Origin of the sequence: Sphingobium sp. AS12, from assembly GCF_019097845.1 — a bacterium.
Lineage (GTDB): Bacteria > Pseudomonadota > Alphaproteobacteria > Sphingomonadales > Sphingomonadaceae > Sphingobium.
Genome location: NZ_JAHRGM010000036.1, coordinates 1 through 19,010, shown reverse-complemented (window position 1 = coordinate 19,010; position 19,010 = coordinate 1). Strand labels below are relative to the sequence as shown.

Below are 19,010 nucleotides of genomic sequence, written 5' to 3'. Positions count from 1 at the left end.
AGGCATATTTTGACAACCTGCCAATGGCGATGGCAGCATGAGTTTGGCCGCCGATATGGGGCGTCACTCCGGTCGGGCTTCGCCCTCCCTGCATGACGCCCCATATCGGCAGTTCGATGATGAAACCGGCAGATGATCCACTTATCGAATGCCGATCCGTGTTCAGACTACCCCGGCCACCTCTGGCATCGACTCTCGCCCTGTCCGGATGCGGTCGATCTGGACGAGATGGTGGTTCAGGCTTTCAAACACGCCATCGTCACGCATCGTACAGAACCATCGGTAGACAGTGCGCCATGGCGGAAAGCTGTCGGGCAGAAGCCGCCAGGGGCAGCCTGCCCGCAACAGATAGAAAATTGCTTCGATAATCTCCCGCATCGGCCAGCGTCGCCGTCGTCCACAACGGCAAGGTGCAGGCAAATACGGCTCGATCAAATCCCATTCGGCGTCGGTAAGATCGCTTCCATAGCGAAGCTGCGCGCGGCTATGATGCGCGCGGGCGGTCGGGTTCCACATGATGGCTTCCAAGGTTGGTGTCGCAACCCCTCGGAATCATATCAAAACTCGATCGTCCACCGTTACGTCAGCGTTCTGACACAGCCTCTCAGCAGCAATCAACACGCTATGCTTCGCTACCTAATCGTACAAAGTCGAGCTCAGTCGATAGAGTAATCGTAAACTGCCAGTGACGTTACGCCGACGATGGTAAAGCTATCGAAGAGCGAGCCATCCGCCGAAGTGATCGTCCAAAGCTGGGTCGTTGTATCGTAGGTTAGTGCGGCACCCGCACCGTAATTAAGAAATTCCAGGAAATCGCCCGATGTCTTCCCCACACCTTCAAAATCATAAATGGTATCACCGTCGATGGTCCCCGGCTTGATCTGAAATTTATCTTCTCCACCGTCCCCCCAAAGATCGTCGATTCCGTGTCCGCCGATGATAAGGTCACTGCCTGCGCCACCGTGAATTTCATCATCACCGTTCGCACCGGTCAACTTGTCCGATCCACCTCCACCGTAAATGATGTCATTGCCCTGAGCGCCGTGGATCTTATCGTTAAGGTCACCACCATAGATAGTGTCATTCCCGTCGCCGCCGCGGAAATCGACCCGCTCAAAACCGCGAATGGCTGTGCCATCCGCAAACACCTGATATTGTAAGGGATCGACTACCATATCTGCAATGTTAAGATAATAGTCGAGAGGCGTATCTTCGCGGTCAATGATCAGCAGGTCAGAGCCTTCCCCACCATCAAGAATAAGGTCCGCTTCGTTCGAAACAATTTCGTCATTGCCAGCACCGCCACGCAGAATATCGGCATCGAGACCTCCATCGATAAAATCTTCGCCTTCACCGCCTGAAATACGATCGAGTCCGGTGCCCCCCCATAATTTGTCGTTGCCATTGATCCCGTTGACGACGTCGTCTCCGCCTCCGCCATAGATATCATCATCATAATAGCCGCCGGTGATAGTGTCGTTCGCGACACCGGACGATAGCGCCAGCACCTCGATATTGAGAATGCGCGTACCGTCGGCGAGCGTTACCGAACGTGTGTCATCGGAACCTGCATCGCCATTGCCAAAATAAGAAATGTCGAGGTTTACCAATTCAACAGAGGTCGAACGATCGAGATAGGCTTTGTCTATGCCGGCACCACCATCGACGCGAGCATCTGCATCATAGCTGATGATGATATCGTCACCGCTTCCGCCTTTCATAATATCACGGTCTGCACCGCCCTCTAGTGTGTCGTCGCCACCACCGCCGACCAGATAATCTTCTCCCTGACCACCGTAAAGGCGGTCAGCATCATCACCGCCATTGATGGAATCATTACCGATCCCGCCATACAGCGTATCCGACCCTGCGAGCCCTACAAGCTTGTCATCACCGACTCCGCCCAAAATATTGTTGTCAAGCGAGTTACCAAACACCACAGTATCGCGCTTGTGATTTACGACCACGTTTTCGACATACCCACCGGGATTGGTTAACGGCTCGGGCAATCGATAGTTGTTGACCCTGCTAGACAAGACAAGTGTTTCCGTGCCTTCATTAACATATTCGATTACAACGTCACCAACATTATCGACGAAATAGAAGTCAGTTCCTTCCCTTCCATACATCACATCGGCACCTGATTGCCCCTGAATGAAGTCGGAGCCCGCAGTGCCGTATAGTATGTCGCTATTGCCCGAACCGGCTATTAATTGGCGGCTACTGATCCAGCTGGTGGAGATACCTTCAAACCACGCATAATCGCCTGCAGAATAGTCCGCATTGGAATTGTAAACAACATTGTCGCGGTCGGTATATGTAGATGCACCGCCATTGTGGAGTGCACTGGAAGTATAAACGTTGCGGTCGAACAATATGTCGCGACTGGGAACGTCGGTGGCAAAGGGAAGATATTGCTCTGTTAGACCATAGGGCGCCCCGGTTGGATCGCGATCGATGACACCAAGTCTCGTATAACCGATTAAGTTCTCGCGCACTACGATATTTTGTGATCCGGTGATCAGCATTCCGCCAGCGCCGGATTCTGTAGAGATATTGCCCTCGACCAGGACATTGCTGGCATCGTAGCGAATATAGTGCGCGCCGTCGCTGTCTTCTCCGGGAACGATAGGAATGTATCTGATACTAGTTGGCGAACCGATCTTAATGCCAAATCCTTGCGTATCGCCAACATAGTTGTTGAGGATGAGGGCATCGCTGACACCGCCCTTTATGGTAATGCCGGAGTCGCCGGTATAGTCTCGTCCGTCCGCGCCCTTCCATTCAGGCTTGGAGGTGATATTATCCACGTTGTTGTTTGCAATGACGATCCTGCGTGCGGAAATTATGTCGATACCCTGTTCGTGCGCACCCGAAATAGTGTTGCCGAGGATCTGGACGTTGAACGCTTGGCTGAGGTGGATCGAATCTATCCCCCAGTTGGTGATGATGTTGTCCTTGATAAGGACGTTTGCTACGGGTGTGCCCCCGTAACCGTCTTCAAACGTGCCACTCGCACCATTATTTTTGCTGACTAGGTTGAACCCGTTCGTGCCGATCGTGTCCGATCCCTTAATCTCGAAACCTTGGATGATAGCGTTCTGCAGGCCCTGCCCTGAAATGGCTGTTATTTCGGCAACGGCCGGCGGCTCAATTATGGCCGCGCCGACGCCATCGGCAGAAATCAACCAGATAGGTGCGTCGGTGGTGCCACTTAAATTGAACCTGATTGCCTCGGCATAGGTACCGGACTTCACCATGATTGCCGTGCCGGGCGTGCAATGATCGAGCGCGTACTGGATCGACGCAAACGGGGCCTCTGCGGTGCCGCCTCCCTCCTGATCGACTCCATCCGTCGCTACCCAGAGATAGCTTTGCGGCTCAACATCGCTGAAAATTTCAGCTTGATCGGGGCTCTTGATGTCAATTGTGAAGGCCTTGTCATAGCTAAGACCATCTGAGGCTGTAACCCGAACGACGATATCCTTGGTGCCGCCGCCTACGTACGATACCAGCGCTCCGCTAACCACCAGAGTGTTATCGGCAATTGAAAATGCGCCATCAGCATCATCAAGCAACGTATAGGTGAAGCTGTTGTGATTGTCAGGATCGGTCGTCGAAAACACGCCAACGACAGCGCCAGGTGAAGAAAACTCCTGAATCCAGTCAGTGGTAAGGCATATTTCGCTCGGGGCATCAGGCGTTCCCTCCACCGTGAGAGTGAATTTCAACGAAGTTGACTTGAGGCCATCACTGGCAATAACCTGGAATTTACGAGCGCCCTCATAGTCCTGATCGGGTGTACCCGAAAAAGTCGCCGTTAAGGAATCGAAAACGAGCCAATCTGGTAGCGGATTGCCACCGGCACCGATGGCCGTATAGCTGAGCGGAGAACCCGTGGGGCTAGAAAACGTATCCGCCGGTACAGTAAATGTAAAAAACTGGTCCTCTAGCGTCGTAACCTGGTCGAAAGTATTTTTGATCTCTGGTCCATCGCTAACATGCACGAGAAACGGCCGAGACACTTCTTCCATGCCATCACTGGCATGTACGCTTAATGGCAATTCCAGAGGTGCGCCCGCCGGCGCGGTGCCCGAAAAGACGCCGGTCGCCGAATCGAGGATGAGCCATTCGGGAAGCGGGCTGCCGTCATCCAGTGTCGCAGTGTACGTTAAAGTGTCAGACGAATCTACATCGAGAAACAGCGTGTTGGGGATTGTGTAGCTGACTGCCTTACCCGCTCCGACATTAAGGTCTGTTAATACATCGGTGGCCACCGGTGCGTCATTAGCGCCCGTAATATCGACAATATAATTGAAGATATAGCTCTCGCCGTTAGACACAACCTGCATCTGGAAGTTGTCGCGTCCGTATGCTCCTTCAGAGAGCGCTTCAAACTGGCCGTTGGTGGAATAACGTACGGTGCCCTCTTCATCGATAAAGACTGAGCCGACGGCCATATCCGTCAACGCAGTGACCATGGCATCCGGATCGCCATTGACAAACGGTAGGTCGAGGATGGCGGCATCGTCTTCACCCATTTCGAGAGTGATGACTGGGCTACCGACATTGAAACCAAAGTTGATCGTCTGAACTGCCGTCCCATCATTGGCTGTCGCCAGCATTTGAAGTTGCCTGTCGGAATAGTTGAGCGGCGGGGTGCCGGACAATTCACGTGTAAAAGAATCGAAAGTGAGCCAGTCTGGCAGCGGTGAACCGTCCAACTGCGTTATCGTCACTGAAACGTCGTGACCGCTTAGATCGCTAAACAGGACGTCCAAGAAAGTCAGTGTATATGGCGACAACGCCGGCGAGAACTGGTCACCAAGGACGCTCCCGAATTCGATCCCGAACGGCACATCAGCGCTGGCGAGCCCGTCGCTGCCGGTAAGCTTCAGGTCAAGGCGGCTATTGGCAACCGCGGTCGGAGCACTCCCGCTTAATATCCGGGTTGTCGAATCGAACGCCATCCAGGCTGGCAAGGGTGAGCCATCGGCCGACGCCACAGAAAGATTAACCGAATCGCCGATATCGACATCGCTAATCAGGCCATCGGGCAACTCATAGGAAAAGAATGCGATATGTTGATCGAGTAGATTATTAACCGTGCCGCTTGGAGTTGGCACGTCATTTTCACCTGCAATGCTAACGAGATAAGTCCATTTCCGCATGATTCCATTGGCAATCGCGATCAGTCCGAAGGTGTCCACGCTAGCTTCGTTCCGACCCAGAAATTCGAACTGACCATTGGGCGAATAGTCAATCGACCCGTCCGCGTTCAATGTTACAGCGCCGAGCGCGTCATCGGCCTGGAGTGTCAACTCCGAATTTGGATCACCCTCCTGATAACCAAGAGGCAGTCTCAAAACACCGCCTTCATTGATCTCCAGTGCGAGTTGCGGATCGCCGATGTCTAGGCCAAAAATCGTCTCTGCGGTCTCAAATCCGTCCGTTGCGGTTATCTTGATATCCACGTGCGTGTGCGACAGGGCGATTTGCGGCGTACCGCTCAACGTTCTCGTCGCCGAATCGTAAATCAGCCATGTGGGAAGCGCGGCGCCATCCGCCTGCGTTGCGCTCAGCATCAGCGTGTCGCCAACGTCAAAATCAAAGAAAGCATCCTCGGGAATTGCAAGGCTGAATTCAGAGCGGGCTGGAATGAACTGATTGTCGATTGTCCGATTAACAACCGGCGCATCGTTTAGGCCAGCGACTTCGACATGGTATTTCCATTCTCGGGTGACACCGTTGGCCTCTACACGCAGAACAAACGCGTCGTATCCCTTCGCCCCTTCGGCAAGGAGGTTATAGAGACCATTGGTATCATAATTCATCGATCCATCGAGTCCATTCGATAGCAGGCCACGTGTTCCGGTCATGACGAATGCTACCTCTGCATCCGAATGGCCCTCAAGATAGATCGGTTCGAGAGTGGCCTTACTGCCCTCTTCGACATACAAAGTGACGCTGGGGTCGTTGATATCGAGACCGAAATCGATATCGCAGTTCATGTTCGCGTCACTTATGCTCACCAATAGGTCGAGATGGGTCAGCGACGCTTCGACAGGCGGCGTTCCGGCCAACGCTTTGGCCAGCTCGTCAAAAGTCAACCAGCTTGGTAGAGGTGAACCATCCGCTGAGGTAACGACGATCGCCAAGCTCGTTTCATCAAAACCGACGAACAGATCCTCTGGTAGAACGAAGAAATATGGTGCGAGTGAAGCGGTGGCCTGCTCATCTAGCGTCACCATCATGCTAACGACCGATCGCGGGCCAATTTGGATGCCAACCTCATCTAAAAAATATCCTTATATGTTAACCCCCATTCGCCTTTTGCAGCATCGATGTCCTGATCGGAAACGACTAGGCTCTTTCAAGCGCAGCAATTACCGCGACGATCATAAATGCTGCGATCCTGCGTTTGGCAACCCAGCCAACACTGGCATTTTAATCGACACTTTGTTCCTGGAAAAAGTCTCCGCAAGGATCAACCACCAACAGTCTTTCATCTGGCAGTACTATATAATTAACAGAGCTAACATCGCAGTGCAACATGTAACCATGATGAACGGCCCTGCGATTGCGATCAACATCTATCGCCCTTAAGCAGTGCCCCGCCGGTCTTGAGGTCTACGGACATAATGCGTGAAAGGGCCGTAGAAGTAGCCCCAGAGGTGGCCTGGCAAAACTAAACATTGAGATAAGTGGATTTTCTGCCTGACGGTGGCCAGTATGGCTGCGAGACAGCAGCAGAGATGAGCAAACGACCCCGCCGGAACCACAGTCCGGCATTTAAGGCGAAGGTGGCACTGGCTGCCGTGAAGGGCGAGAAGACGCTGGCCGAGTTGGCGCAGCAGTTTGACGTGCATCCGAACCAGATCACGACGTGGCGTAGCCAGTTGCTGGAGGGCGCAGCCGGTGTGTTTGGTTCGGACAAGGCATCGGAAACGGGCGAGCCGCCGGTTGACGTGAAGACACTACATGCCAAGATCGGTGAGTTGACGCTGGCGAATGATTTTTTGGCCGGCGCGCTCGGGAAGGCCGGTCTGTTGCCGAGCGCAAAGCGATGATCGATCGTTCGCACAGTCTGCCGCTGTCGCGGCAGGTGCGGGAACTGGGAAACTGCCGATCGTGCGGCCCAACCAGGTCTGGGCGACTGACATCAGCTACATCCCGATGGCGAGGGGGTTCGTCTATCTCGTGGCCATCGTGGATTGGTTCAGCCGCAAGGTCCTGGCCTGGCGTGTGTCGATCACGATGGAGGCCGACTTCTGCGTCGAGGCGCTGGAGGAAGCCCTGGCGCGCTACGGCAAGCCCGAGATTTTCAATACGGATCAAGGCAGTCAATTCACCAGTCACGCCTTCACCAGCGTGCTCCACCGGGAGGAAATCGCCATCAGCATGGACGGCCGGGGCGCCTGGCGCGACAATGTGGTGGTCGAGCGCCTGTGGCGCTCGGTGAAATATGAGGAGGTTTACCTCCGCGCCTACGCCGCGGTCCGCGAAGCCCGGATATCGATCGGTCGTTATCTGAACTTTTACAACGCAAGGAGGCCGCATTCGAGCCTTGGCGCCCGGACCCCGGACCAGGCATATTTTGACAACCTGCCAATGGCGATGGCAGCATGAGTTTGGCCGCCGATATGGGGCGTCACTCCGGTCGGGCTTCGCCCTCCCTGCATGACGCCCCATATCGGCAGTTCGATGATGAAACCAGCAGATGATCCACTTATCGAATGCCGATCCGTGTTCAGACTACCCCGGCCACCTCTCGAGAACCTTGAGCATCGCCACCGGGTCATAAGGCGGGTGGCCGCCCTTCGCCCCGTCGCGATAGGCCAGCGCCGAAACCAAAACCGGGCGGAATGCCTCGAAGTCGATGATTCGGTCCAACTCTTCCAGCGGAGCGCCGTGCGCCGATAGCCACTTTAGATGATCCGATAATCCGAACAATCCTGCCTGCCGCATCACTGCCTCCCGTCAGGCCGAGTGAATCAAATCACACGTTGATTGGCCAGGGGTTTTTGGAAGTGCCCAGGTGGATACGCCAGGCGTGAGCCCAGTGCATACGGTCAAGCGATTGAAACGCCCAACTCTACTGATTCAATATGCGTTCTTGTGCATTACCACGCCAAAAGTGGCCATTAGGATCGCAATGTCGCGAAACATCGACCAATTGCGAAGATATTCTAAGTCATATCTCAGGCGTTCAGTCAGGTCATGGCGCGTATCGGTAGCGCCGCGGAAACCCCGGACCTGCGCCAGTCCTGTAATGCCTGGTTTGGCTGAATGCCTGAGCCAGTAACGTACATCAATTTGCCAGAAAAGGTCTTCGCCTGCCTTCGAGCCGAGCGCATGCGGCCTGGGGCCGACCATGGACATGTTGCCTATTAGAACGTTGAAAAGCTGTGGCAGCTCGTCGATTGACGTTGCCCGAATAAATCTGCCAACACGGGTGATGCGGTCGTCATCCTTCGATGCTGACCGCATACCGTTCATATCTGCCGAGTCGTCGCGCATGCTCCGAAACTTGTAAACATAAAAGAGCCGGTTTCCTCGACCCATGCGTATCTGCTTGAAAAGCACAGGACCTTTGGTGTCTAGCTTGATCGCGATCGCAACTGCAAGCAACAGTGGGGCAATTAGCACGCAGATAGCCAAGGCCAATGAGAGATCGAATATGCGCTTGACGGCTCTACTACGAAGATCCAAGGGGCCGGCTGATACTCGGATTGACGTCGATTCAATCTCGAATTTTGTGTGGTCAGAAACCACCGATCGCAATTCCGGAATGAGTAGGCTGCCAATGCATCCAGCAGCTTGAAGGAATAATGACCATTTTTCGCGATCTTCAACCGGGCAATCAACCAAAACTCGATCATATTCTTTCACCCTCCCGCTCAATGCGTGAAGGACAATGGGATCATGCAAGTCGAGTTTGAGACCAAGGTTTGCGCAGGTGATGACGTCGTAGCCCTCGATCTCGCGCGACGCTGTGCCATCGATGATGAATAGCTTGCGTAGAAAGCGCTTCCCGATCACGCGATCGACCAAGAGATAGATAGGAATGCGGATCAGCAGGAGAAAAGTGATGGAAATCAGCGCGCCGCTAAAAAACAAAAGACGAGAAACGGTGTCCGTCGATTTCGTTGCGAAAAAGCCGAAGATCACGATTGCAAGTGCCCATGCGACAGCCGCGGTTAATCGCTTCATCGAAAGGCGTAGTGATCGCATGGAGTCAAGCGTATAAAGATTGCTGTAAAAGCCGATGAGCAGAAAGACCGGCACCAGCAGCAAAATCCAGTCACGGCTGTCGCCTCGCGCCAAATGGCCAAACCGAAGAAAGCTTGCAAAATTGAAGCTGGCGATAAGGACCAGGATATCCAACGTCATCTGAAGGAAATAGGTGGTTACCCGAATCAGGCTACCATCATTGCGAGGCTTCGCAGCTGCAGCATCGATTCCTGCACCCATTTTCACCGCTAACCCCTTTTGCAGCAACATACATAGAGTGCCCAGCAAAAATTATTACAGAAAAACAATATAAAAGCAATTAAATAGACGGGAACGATCGTCGTCGCCAGCACACAAGTCCGCCCCACATTCCATTCAAGGTTCGCCGCATTTTGCAGCGCAGCGCGAAAGTTGATCCACATGTCAGGGCGTTAAGCGCTTCCGCTATGACATTTTGAAGTTCATGCCATGCCGGCTACGCTCGTATCCGCGTGAAGTCGCTATCGCCACTTGCCTTCATCGAATGGATTTTCCATACCCCTTCTACGAGTTCCGCACGCTGATCTCGTCGCAGTCAATGCCGCAGCGAAACGTTTGTGTATGCTTATGATGCTAGCTCCTATATTACAATTTCCTTTACTATGCTTTCTTAAACCCAATCCCACTTCGGGACATTGTACCCTTGCGCATGTCGCACGGTAGTAGTGACAGGTAGATCTTCGTCGAAGGCGGGAACGCCAGGCTCAATGATCCAGCTTCTGCAAGACATCGAGCACCTGTTTCAGGGCGGCCCGATCAACTTCGCCATCCACCGACACCGTCAGGCCGCACCGCCCTCGAACCTCAATCCGCCCAGCTTCTCGGGCTTTGGCCGACGGCGATGATGCTGCCAGCTGGACACCCGCAACAACCCTGAATTCAGCAAAGTCCCATCTAACAATTTCAATCACTTGGCGCTCGAAAGGTCAAGAAATCAGAGGTATTTGCGGGTGCCCAGCTCGACAGGCACGAAGCCCGCCTGCCGTGGTCTTCCGCTTCAGCGCCGATCGTGGCGGAGCGCAACCGCCGCCGCAACAATTATCATGTTACCTGACACAGGTCGCAAGACTCGGCGGCTATCTCGCTCGCGAGCGAGACCCGCCTCCCGGCAACACCGTCATATGGCGTGGATGGTCCCGTCTTATGGACATGAAACTTGGTCTTGATCTCGCTGGGCGCACTTGTGGGTAATTGAAAGCTTCCGTCGGCGCTTACGAAATTTCAAGAAATCTGAGGTATTTGCGGATATCCAGCTACACCACCTCGTGGGACACGATCCGTGTCTTGCGGAAATTCATCTCGCCAAATGATCGCTTGTTCATCGGCTGATCATCGCTGAAACATGGGTGGAATCGGGCTGATTCGAAGGGGCAAAATAATTGAAACATTCGTTGCACGAACGCGGGCTGGTTTTCCCCACTCTCCAGATGCGGTTTGAACGCTCGATTGCGAAGTATTTTGTCTCTGTGACCACAACCTCTTTCAGCTGGGAGCACGGCTCCGAAAAAGGTGCTCCCTCATGAGTTATGTCGAGCCTCTTTCTGGTTTTCTTGTCGGCACGATGGTCGGTTTGACCGGTGTTGGCGGGGGCTCACTGATGGCGCCGATCATGATCCTGCTGCTCGGCATCGCTCCGGCTACGGCAGTCGGTACCGATCTCTGGTTTGCAGCAATCACCAAGATGGTCGGTGGCGCAGTGCATCAGCATCACGGGAACCCCGACTGGCGCGTCGTTAAACTGCTTGCGACCGGTAGCATCCCAGCCTCGGTTCTCATGCTGATTTTCCTCTGGGGTGCGGAGAGCCATCAGATCAAAGGCGGCTTAATCGTCCACTTTTTGGGCATCCTGCTTATTTTGACGGCGATAGCGACACTGATGCGCAAACAGGTTCATAAACATGCGCGCACAATGAGGACCGAAACCGCGAAAACGTTCAAGCTGTGGCAGCCTGGCCTGACAGTTTTCGCCGGCGCGATTCTGGGCTTATTGGTGACCCTGACATCGGTTGGCGCCGGAGCTCTAGGCGCAACAATGCTGATCTTGCTCTACCCGCTTCGCATGAATGCAAGGAAGGTCGTCGGCACCGACATTATCCACGCCGTTCCGCTGACAATAGTGGCAGGTGTCGGGCACTTTTTCATCGGTAACGTCGATTTCAATCTTTTGCTGCCTCTGCTTGTTGGATCGATACCGGGTATCATCATCGGAGCGAGGCTCACTAAACATGTTCAGGGCAATTACCTAAGGCTCGCATTAGCCTTCATGCTGCTATTTACGGGCATCAGGCTAATGTTCTGATCTGCCGTCCGCACGAGGGGCCACATCGATGAAGATTACAACGTTTCTGCAGAACCTTGCAGGTGGCGGCGCCGAGCGGGTTGCGGTGCTGTTGATGAACGGCCTCGCTGAACGGCATGAGGTAACGCTCATGCTAGCGCGGCGGGAGGGGCCGTATATCGCTGACCTTGATCCTAGGATAAAGGTTGAAGATCTGGGCGGAAAGCGGACATTCTCTTCGATCGTGCCGCTGGCCAAATTCCTGCGCAGTAATCGCCCCGATGTACTGGTCAGCCATTTGACACATGTAAACGTTGCCGCCGCTCTAGCCGTAAGGCTTTCGATGACGAGTACACCACTTGTCGCGGTTGAACATAATCAGATGGGCTTAAATTATGAAAGGCTCCAGTCCCGAGCTGTGCGAGCCGCCTATCACCTCATCCCACTCGTCTATCCCAGGATCGATCGTGTCGTTACGGTGTCTGATGGCGTTGGTGCTTCGGTGCGGGAATTCTCCAAGATTGGTCCGCGAAATTTTCTTACTATCAACAATCCGGTCGTCACGCCGAGGGTTCGTGAGATGGCAGCTGACACGCCTGCGCACCCGTGGTTGTCAGACGGTGGTGCCCCGGTTATTCTTGGGTGCGGTCGGTTAGTCGAACAAAAAGATTTTGAGAATCTCATTAACGCTTTCGCGAGGGTGCGTAGCCAGCGGCTCGCACGCCTTCTGATCCTTGGCGAGGGAGAGAAACGCGACGAACTGGTCGCGCTTGTGGATCAGCTGGACCTTACCGAAGACGTCGCGCTTCCCGGATTTGACAGGAACCCTTTTGCGGCAATGCGAGCGGCAAAGCTCTTCGTCCTGTCCTCGCGTTGGGAAGGGCTACCGACTGTGCTCATCGAGGCATTGGCTTCTGGTGCGGTGGTGGCCGCAACTGATTGCCCAAGCGGTCCGGATGAAGTGCTGAAGGGAGGTGAGCTCGGACCGCTCGTTCCGGTCGCGAACGCCGAAGCACTGGCTAACGGCATTATTGAGGCGCTCGACAATCCGGTCCCGTCTGAAAAACGGCTGGAGCGCGCCAACGACTATACGGTTGAAAGCGCCGTTCTGGCCTATGAGCATCTGTTTAGCGAGCTAGTGGATTGACTGGAACGAAAGAGTCCGGTTTGGGATTCCCACGGGCTTGCTGGCATGCCAGTCTCGGAGGATGCGCGATGGCATCAGCTTCACCGTTTCTGCCTCCGACCGTCAACGCCTGCACGACATCTTGTCGGCTCCCTTGAGTCCGCAGAAACATGTCTGGCGCGCCCGTATCGTGCTTTTGAGCAGCGACGGCCTGGGCACCTCGGCGATTATGACGGCAACAGGCAAGTCGAAGACCTGCGTGTGGCGCTGGCAGGAGCGTTTCATGCACGAAGGCGTCGATGGCCTTCTTCGCGACAAGTCCCGTCCGCCCGGCAAGGCGCCGGTGTTGCCCAAGCGCGTGGCCGAGATTGTCCGGCTGACGCAGGAACCGCCGCCGCATGAGGCGACCCACTGGACGGCGCGCGCGATGCCCGTCGAGCTTCTTTTCGAGGATGGATTTGATGAGCAGTTTCCGTCAATCAGGATGAGAACTGATCGTCGCGGTTTTCAAGTGGTGCCTGCTTTGATTGACGCTGGCAAGCGCTACTCGCAGGTTTGATTGTCCCTGAGCGACATTTCCTCGTTGGACTTGATTGTCGCGAAGGTCCGTGGCCGACCAGCGCGTGATTGTCGCTGGATCGCCGAGCGGCGGCGGTAGCTGGGCACCCGCAAATACCTCTGATTTCTTGACCTTTCGAGCGCCAAGTGATTGAAATTGTTAGATGGGACTTTGCTGAATTCAGGGTTGTTGCGGGTGTCCAGCTCTCGACATTCATCTCGAAGATTGTCGCGTGGTGAACGAGGCGATCTACGGCGGCGAGCGTCATGGCGGGATCAGTGAATCACCATGACCGCGTAAACGCTACAGGTTTTTGCGGGTCTCCAGCTTGGGCCGATGTTTGACGTCGACATGGACAAAGCCCAGGTTATAGTCTTGGAAGCGCCCCTGTCCTTTACGCGGCTACTCCGTGGGCTTGGGCGGTCGTCGATTGAGCCCTTCGGCCTTGAGTACCCTGTAGATGCTGTCGCGATTGAGGTGTGGCAGAAAGTGCCGGAGTACGAAGGTCAGGTCATCCAGCGCAAAGCCTGTCGCCCTGCGTACAGCGCAGATGATCGCGCGTTCTTCCTCATCCATACGCCAAGCCAGACGATGAGGCCGACTTGGGCGATCCAGGACCGCCTGCTCTCCTCGCTTGCGCCATTTGCGGACCGTCTCATCGCTGATGCCATAGCGTTTCGCCACGACACTGGCAGGCTCGGTCGAACGGGCAATTTCTGCCCTTACAGCAGGCGTGGTCCGAGCCTGGGGATGTATCTGCACCATTACGAAACCTCATCTACAAGAGCAGCAAAGCGCCATGCGTGATCCGCAATAGCGCTGCTTACCATGTCCCAATGATGTGTCGCAACCAGACAGCTAGCCCGCATTTCTCACCCCACCCTCTGATCTGACGGTTTGGTCCTGACGCGGTAACGGTTGATGAGAGTTGGCGGCGAACTTCCAGGCGGACTGGTGTCGTGAAGGCATTTTGCCATTTTTGGGGCGAGCACGGCGGTTGCCACGCGGGTGGCGGACGGAGGTCGCTGGATTTTCGGACTGTGCGCTATCTGTGTCGTCAGCGCGCCGCGGCGGTTCGCAGGTAGAGATGGGCGAGTTCCCACTCGTCGCGCCACGGGTAGGCGGAAGCCATGGCGATTTTGACGCGCCGGACGCTGACGGTGACGCGGGCACCGATCTTGAGCAGCTTCAGGCGGATGGTGCCGCAACTGGCGCGCGCGAACTGGGTGAAGCGCAAGCCGATGCGGCGTAGCGCGCAGAGCAGCACATAGGCCATCGAGGCGATCCGTCGCCCCCAGCAGCAGGCTCCCGGCGTCGCTCGTCACCGCGCCGCCATCAAATGCCGCCACCACCGCCCGCGATTCTAAGCGTGCAAACTCAAATGACTTTGCGCTACACTCTGTCGGCATCGGGGAACTCCTCTGCTGTGCGGTAAACCTTTGTCACAGAAGAATTATCTCAGATTCAGAGCCCTGATGCACCTACTTCCGTGAGATTTCCGGGCTAGTTCCTCTCTCGCCCACAGGCGCTGAACTGCTGTTCGAGACCTTCTCGCAGCGCTATGAGCGGGGATCGAAGATCGTCACGACCAACCTGCCGTTCGAGGACTAGACGCAGGTCCTGGGATCCGAGCGGCTCACCGGCGCGCTGCTCGATCGGCTCACGCACCACGTCAGCATCCTGGCCATGAACGGCGACAGCTACCGCCTCAAGCAGTCCGCCCGCCGCCGTGCTGCCGGGGCGGAGCAAAACCAGGCCACTCCGGTCGTCGACCCGGACACTGGCGAGATCACCGCCACCTGATCAATGACGACAACGATATGAAGAGGGCCCCGATCGGGGCCCTCTCCATATCGTCAGGCCCGCATCACAATGGCCTACTTTTACTCCGCCCCGATGGCCTGGAATCTGACCGTCGTTGACAGCCGGCCGATACGTAACGCTTTTTCGGCAGCGCAATGTCGTCAATGATCCCCCAGCCTCTGTCAAACTGCCTTGCCATCGATCACCCATTTCGAGCCAAAAGAATCCCAAAAAATTACACTTCTGCCCAAGTGGTGCCAGTCAGTCCGCCGCAGCGGCTGCCAGTCGCTTGACAGGATTCAAGACCAATGCGAATTTGCCTGCCGGGAAATTGGATTCTTGAAAATTCAACGAGCACCAGTTTGTTTCCTTTGACCGGTTCGATGGTTGGGATTGGGGGGCGGCTCAAATGTCAAAACTGAGAAGCAGCAAGGGTAGGCAAATTTGATGGAAGCGCATAGCGAAGACCAAGAACAGATCGACCTTCGGTCACTGGCCAAAACCATCCGGCGCCGCATGACGCCCCTGCTCATTGTAACCGGTGCGGTATTTATCATCGGGCTGGCAATCATATTGACGCTCCCTGACCGTTATCAGTCTACCGCTAACGTTTTGATTGACCGACGGACCACCGAAGTCGTCGATGTCAGCTCGGTCCTCTCGGGACTGCCAGCTGACTCGGCATCGGTCGATACGGAGGTGCAGGTCCTTCGCTCGCCTACATTGATTGCGCAAGTAGTTAAAGAGCTCGACCTTGCGAAGGATCCCGAGTTCAACGAATTGATTGCCAAGCCTAGCGTCATGGACAGCCTGACCGGCTGGCTGAAAAGCGACGACAAGGACCAGGAGCCTGTAACCGCCGAAGCCAAGGCCGCGAAAACCCTAGCCAACAATCTTTCGGTTGTGCGTCAAGGCCTGACCTACGTGATTTCTGTTACCTATTCGGCGGCAGATCCGGAATTGGCTGCCAAGATCGCAAATGCGGTGGCGCGCCAGTATATAGAGAACCAAGTCACGGAAAAACAGAAGGCCGCTCGTGCCGCCCGAGATTTCCTCGGCGACCGGCTAGAAGGCTTGCGCAGCGATGTGCAGAGTAAAGAAAGTGCTGCCACAACGCTTCGCGCACAGATCGGCCTTCCCAATGCTGAAAGTCATTCAACGTATGACGAGCAGGCTATCGCCGATCTCAGCCGCGAGGCACTTGAGCGTCGATCCGCTCTAGCCGAAAAACAGGCGCGGTTACGTGTGGCTCGGTCGGCGCAGGGCAATCCCGCTGCGGTTCCCGAGGTGATCGCATCGGGCGTTATCCGCGATTTCAAGGCGCAGCGCGCCGTCGCTGCAGCCAAAGCAGCAGACATTTCCGCTCGCTATGGCGCCCAGCATCCGGAAACAGAACGTGTTCGGCAGGAACTGGTAGGTATCGACCGCGAGCTGTCGGCAGAGATGTCAAGGATCATTGCCAGCCTGCGCGACGAGGTTTCGGTATCGCAGAGCCAGCTTGCCGTTGTCGAGAATGCTCTTGGAAGCCGCCGGGCAGAGTCAATTCGCAATGCACGAGGATCGGTTGCCGTTAACCAGTATGAGCGGGAAGCCGCAGCTTCGCGTGGGCTATATGAGGGCTTCCTCGCTCGTACCAAGGAAACCGCTGAGTCCGCCGATTTTTCGAAGCCTGATGCGCAGATCATCAGTATCGCTAAGGCGTCCGATTCACCTGCTGCGCCCAATCGGTCTCTGCTCGCGATCCTCGCGCTCGCGTTTGCCGGAGTCATGGGCATTCTGGCTATCGTTATCGCTGAATTGCTTGACGTAAAGATCAGCAACACAACCGATGTTGAACGCCATCTCGGCTTATCAACCGTGGGCTCCGCACCTATGCTTGAGAAAGGCGAAACAGCCCTTGGTGGCATAGACGCGAACCTGTCGAGTTATGCCGAAGCATTTCGCATCATTAGCAGCAGGATCAAGAAGAATGGCGCATCAGTCCTGATGGTGACCTCGTCTCTGCCCCACGAAGGTAAGACAAACGTTGCGCTCAGCCTGACCAGCAGCCTGGCAAAAATGGGCGCAAAAGTGCTTCTTGTCGACACCGACCTTCGTCGTCCGCAACTCACTGAAACGCTGGTTCCTGGCAAGCCCGAGAACGGCATTTCGGAAGTGCTGAGCGGTGCTACTGCCATCGATCAGGCGGTGGTGCGTGACACGACCTGGAACTTCGATCTGCTCGGCGTGTCTGCACAGACACAGGACCGAGAGGTGTTTCGCAATAGCAATCTGTCGAAGTTAATAGCGACGCTACGCGCCCAGTATGACTACGTTGTCGTCGATACCGCGCCAGTGTTGGCACTTAATGATGCTCGGGACATTTCCTCAGTCGTCGATGATGTGCTTTTCGTCGTGCGCTGGCGACGGACATCGCGCTATGCCGCACGCGTTGCAGTTAAGGCTTTGCGAGAGGCGAACGCGCCAATCGCCGGGGCGGTTCTCAACGCAGTCGATGTCCGCCGGCAGTCCTTTTACGCTAGCGACGATTCGCTTGCTTACTATGGCGCGTATAAGGAATATTATGCGCGTTGATTTATGATGGGTGCTTTCCCTTTTCTGAGAAGTGTGGACACTGAAACATGGCAGGTTTGAAAAATATGGGAATCAAACAGATGCTCAGAGCATTCTCGCTTGCCCTTATGGCGCTGGCATCGGCTTGTACTTCGCAGATGCCTCTTCAAAGCGCGGGGCAGGGCGATGTGCCCATTTATCGGATAGGACCAGACGACAAGGTGCGGCTAACTGTTTATAATGAACCCGCTCTTTCCGGTGAGGAATATGTAGTCGGTTCGGATGGCAATGCTTCGCTGCCGTTGATCGGCAATATCAAGCTGGAGGGTATGACCGCTGCAGAAGCTCAAACAGAAGTGACTAAGGCCTATGCCAACGGGCTGATCAACAACCCGCGCGTGAATATGGAAATCACCAAATTCCGTCCGTTTTACATATTGGGTGAGGTTGAGGAACCTGGCCAGTACGAGTTCAAACACGGGATGACAGTTCTCAACGCTGTTGCGATGGCTGGGGGCTTTACCTACCGTGCAAGCCACAAGCACCTATACATTCGCCGCGTCGGATCCGGCTCGGAGATAGATGTCCCGCTTGCGGCCGACACAAGAGTCTATCCGGGGGACACGATTAGGATCATCGAACGCTTCTTCTGATCCGCGGAGTGATACCAGTTTATCTTGACCAAAACTCAAGTCCCCACTGAAGCATACTGATCGACTGGATGCGCCATGGGCGGGTTGGCCAATATCCCGCCCAGGTCCAACCGCTGGTCGCGACGGTACTCGGGTGCACGTGGTTCTATCGCGAGCGGAGCTTGATCGACCGCTTCTTCTTCAAGCTGAAGCATTCCGATGCATTGCCGCACGCAGAGACAAACCGGCAGAAACGTTCTTGCGATGGTCCAATTGGAAGCAACGCGCCTTTGGCTTGCGTTTATGAGTCATCGTGTAATTGCCCCTGCTTCCCTCGGACGTTGGTAGAAGCACACACTTCTGGTTGTCGAATCCTGAAGGAAGGAAGCAGCCATGATGCACGGATGGAGTATCTAATCCGCGATCGCCTCAGCTGGCGTATGCATCCGGTGAAGGGCGCGCGGGGCTACACGTGATCCCGTTTATGTTCGGCAAGAAGGTCGCGCAGGCAGTCGATGCCGTCTTGTGATAGTGCAAGCACAGCATGCTCTTCGATACCGTGAACCCAGATAACACCGTCCTCGGTATCCATCTGTTCGGTGAGATCGTGGAGCAGGTCTTCATCCACATCCAGGTCTTGAGCGTGCTGATTCCGAGGGGTAAGCGGGGCCTGAGGGCCGCCTTGCGCGGCGCCCATTCGCCGGGATGATTGCCGCTCTTTTAGCGAGGTGGCGGGTGTCGGACGAGATCGAGGATTCAGCAAGCGAACGGGCGAGTAGTCATATG

10 protein-coding genes and 5 pseudogenes are annotated in these 19,010 nt (G+C 55.2%); 7 read left to right on the top strand and 8 right to left on the bottom strand.

Annotated features, from left to right (window positions below; all coding sequences use genetic code 11):
- Positions 1-183 precede the first annotated feature (183 nt).
- Together KRZ98_RS15835 and KRZ98_RS15830 are read right to left on the bottom strand one after the other, a co-directional pair.
- Positions 184-516, bottom strand: a pseudogene (locus KRZ98_RS15835) (transposase); the annotation flags it as partial.
- A gap of 140 nt (positions 517-656) precedes the next feature.
- Positions 657-6,254 carry a putative Ig domain-containing protein gene (locus tag KRZ98_RS15830; RefSeq protein WP_217674430.1) on the bottom strand — a complete coding sequence of 1,866 codons (5,598 nt, stop codon included), beginning with the start codon at positions 6,252-6,254 and terminating at the stop codon, positions 657-659.
- Positions 6,255-6,755: 501 nt separating this feature from the next.
- Here KRZ98_RS15830 and KRZ98_RS15825 point away from each other — a divergent pair.
- Positions 6,756-7,629 (top strand): annotated as a pseudogene (locus KRZ98_RS15825) (IS3 family transposase).
- A 126-nt stretch (positions 7,630-7,755) separates the two neighbouring features.
- On the opposite strand, the gene KRZ98_RS15820 reads toward KRZ98_RS15825, so the two are convergent.
- The 3 genes from KRZ98_RS15820 to KRZ98_RS15810 form a co-directional block, all read right to left on the bottom strand.
- The gene (locus tag KRZ98_RS15820; RefSeq protein ID WP_254798544.1) at positions 7,756-7,968 is read right to left on the bottom strand and encodes a hypothetical protein; all 213 of its coding nucleotides are present in this window, start codon (positions 7,966-7,968) and stop codon (positions 7,756-7,758) included.
- A gap of 135 nt (positions 7,969-8,103) precedes the next feature.
- Positions 8,104-9,504 (bottom strand): exopolysaccharide biosynthesis polyprenyl glycosylphosphotransferase, encoded by a 1,401-nt coding sequence (locus tag KRZ98_RS15815; protein WP_254798542.1) that lies wholly within the window; start codon positions 9,502-9,504, stop codon positions 8,104-8,106.
- 473 nt (positions 9,505-9,977) lie between these two features.
- Positions 9,978-10,184, bottom strand: coding sequence for a hypothetical protein (locus tag KRZ98_RS15810; RefSeq protein ID WP_217674429.1), 207 nt, complete (start codon positions 10,182-10,184; stop codon positions 9,978-9,980).
- Between the two features lie 608 nt (positions 10,185-10,792).
- Here KRZ98_RS15810 and KRZ98_RS15805 point away from each other — a divergent pair.
- From KRZ98_RS15805 to KRZ98_RS15795, 3 genes are all read left to right on the top strand, one after another.
- A complete protein-coding gene (locus KRZ98_RS15805) occupies positions 10,793-11,572 on the top strand; it encodes a sulfite exporter TauE/SafE family protein (protein WP_217674428.1) in 780 nt (259 codons plus the stop codon).
- A 28-nt stretch (positions 11,573-11,600) separates the two neighbouring features.
- Entirely contained in the window at positions 11,601-12,698 is a 1,098-nt protein-coding gene (locus KRZ98_RS15800; RefSeq protein ID WP_217674427.1) for a glycosyltransferase, read from the top strand.
- A gap of 61 nt (positions 12,699-12,759) precedes the next feature.
- Positions 12,760-13,236 carry a helix-turn-helix domain-containing protein gene (locus KRZ98_RS15795; protein ID WP_368389838.1) on the top strand — a complete coding sequence of 159 codons (477 nt, stop codon included), beginning with the start codon at positions 12,760-12,762 and terminating at the stop codon, positions 13,234-13,236.
- 324 nt (positions 13,237-13,560) lie between these two features.
- Here KRZ98_RS15795 and KRZ98_RS15790 read toward each other — a convergent pair.
- Positions 13,561-14,001, bottom strand: a pseudogene (locus tag KRZ98_RS15790) (helix-turn-helix domain-containing protein); the annotation flags it as partial.
- A 292-nt stretch (positions 14,002-14,293) separates the two neighbouring features.
- Positions 14,294-14,518: pseudogene (locus tag KRZ98_RS15785) on the bottom strand (transposase); the annotation flags it as partial.
- A 218-nt stretch (positions 14,519-14,736) separates the two neighbouring features.
- Here KRZ98_RS15785 and KRZ98_RS15780 point away from each other — a divergent pair.
- The 3 genes and pseudogenes from KRZ98_RS15780 to KRZ98_RS15770 all read left to right on the top strand — a co-directional run.
- Positions 14,737-15,039, top strand: a pseudogene (locus tag KRZ98_RS15780) (ATP-binding protein); the annotation flags it as partial.
- Positions 15,040-15,486: 447 nt separating this feature from the next.
- Positions 15,487-17,613 carry a polysaccharide biosynthesis tyrosine autokinase gene (locus tag KRZ98_RS15775; RefSeq protein ID WP_217674426.1) on the top strand — a complete coding sequence of 709 codons (2,127 nt, stop codon included), beginning with the start codon at positions 15,487-15,489 and terminating at the stop codon, positions 17,611-17,613.
- Positions 17,614-17,660: 47 nt separating this feature from the next.
- On the top strand, positions 17,661-18,245 hold the full coding sequence (locus tag KRZ98_RS15770) for a polysaccharide biosynthesis/export family protein (protein WP_254798538.1): 585 nt from the start codon (positions 17,661-17,663) through the stop codon (positions 18,243-18,245).
- Positions 18,246-18,690: 445 nt separating this feature from the next.
- Here the strand turns inward: KRZ98_RS15770 and KRZ98_RS15765 are convergent.
- Positions 18,691-19,010, bottom strand: a 320-nt coding sequence (locus KRZ98_RS15765; protein WP_217674425.1) for a hypothetical protein, incomplete at its 5' end; no start/stop codon positions are given.

What these genes read in the sequence shown, in the direction of transcription:
- KRZ98_RS15795 (WP_368389838.1), top strand. Translation starts at nt 12,760, where the DNA reads ATGCGCGATGGCATCAGCTTCACCGTTTCTGCCTCCGACCGTCAACGC.
- KRZ98_RS15770 (WP_254798538.1), top strand. Translation starts at nt 17,661, where the DNA reads ATGGCAGGTTTGAAAAATATGGGAATCAAACAGATGCTCAGAGCATTC.
- KRZ98_RS15775 (WP_217674426.1), top strand. Translation starts at nt 15,487, where the DNA reads ATGGAAGCGCATAGCGAAGACCAAGAACAGATCGACCTTCGGTCACTG.
- KRZ98_RS15805 (WP_217674428.1), top strand. Translation starts at nt 10,793, where the DNA reads ATGAGTTATGTCGAGCCTCTTTCTGGTTTTCTTGTCGGCACGATGGTC.
- KRZ98_RS15815 (WP_254798542.1), bottom strand. Translation starts at nt 9,504, where the DNA reads ATGTTGCTGCAAAAGGGGTTAGCGGTGAAAATGGGTGCAGGAATCGAT.
- KRZ98_RS15820 (WP_254798544.1), bottom strand. Translation starts at nt 7,968, where the DNA reads ATGCGGCAGGCAGGATTGTTCGGATTATCGGATCATCTAAAGTGGCTA.
- KRZ98_RS15830 (WP_217674430.1), bottom strand. Translation starts at nt 6,254, where the DNA reads ATGATGGTGACGCTAGATGAGCAGGCCACCGCTTCACTCGCACCATAT.
- KRZ98_RS15800 (WP_217674427.1), top strand. Translation starts at nt 11,601, where the DNA reads ATGAAGATTACAACGTTTCTGCAGAACCTTGCAGGTGGCGGCGCCGAG.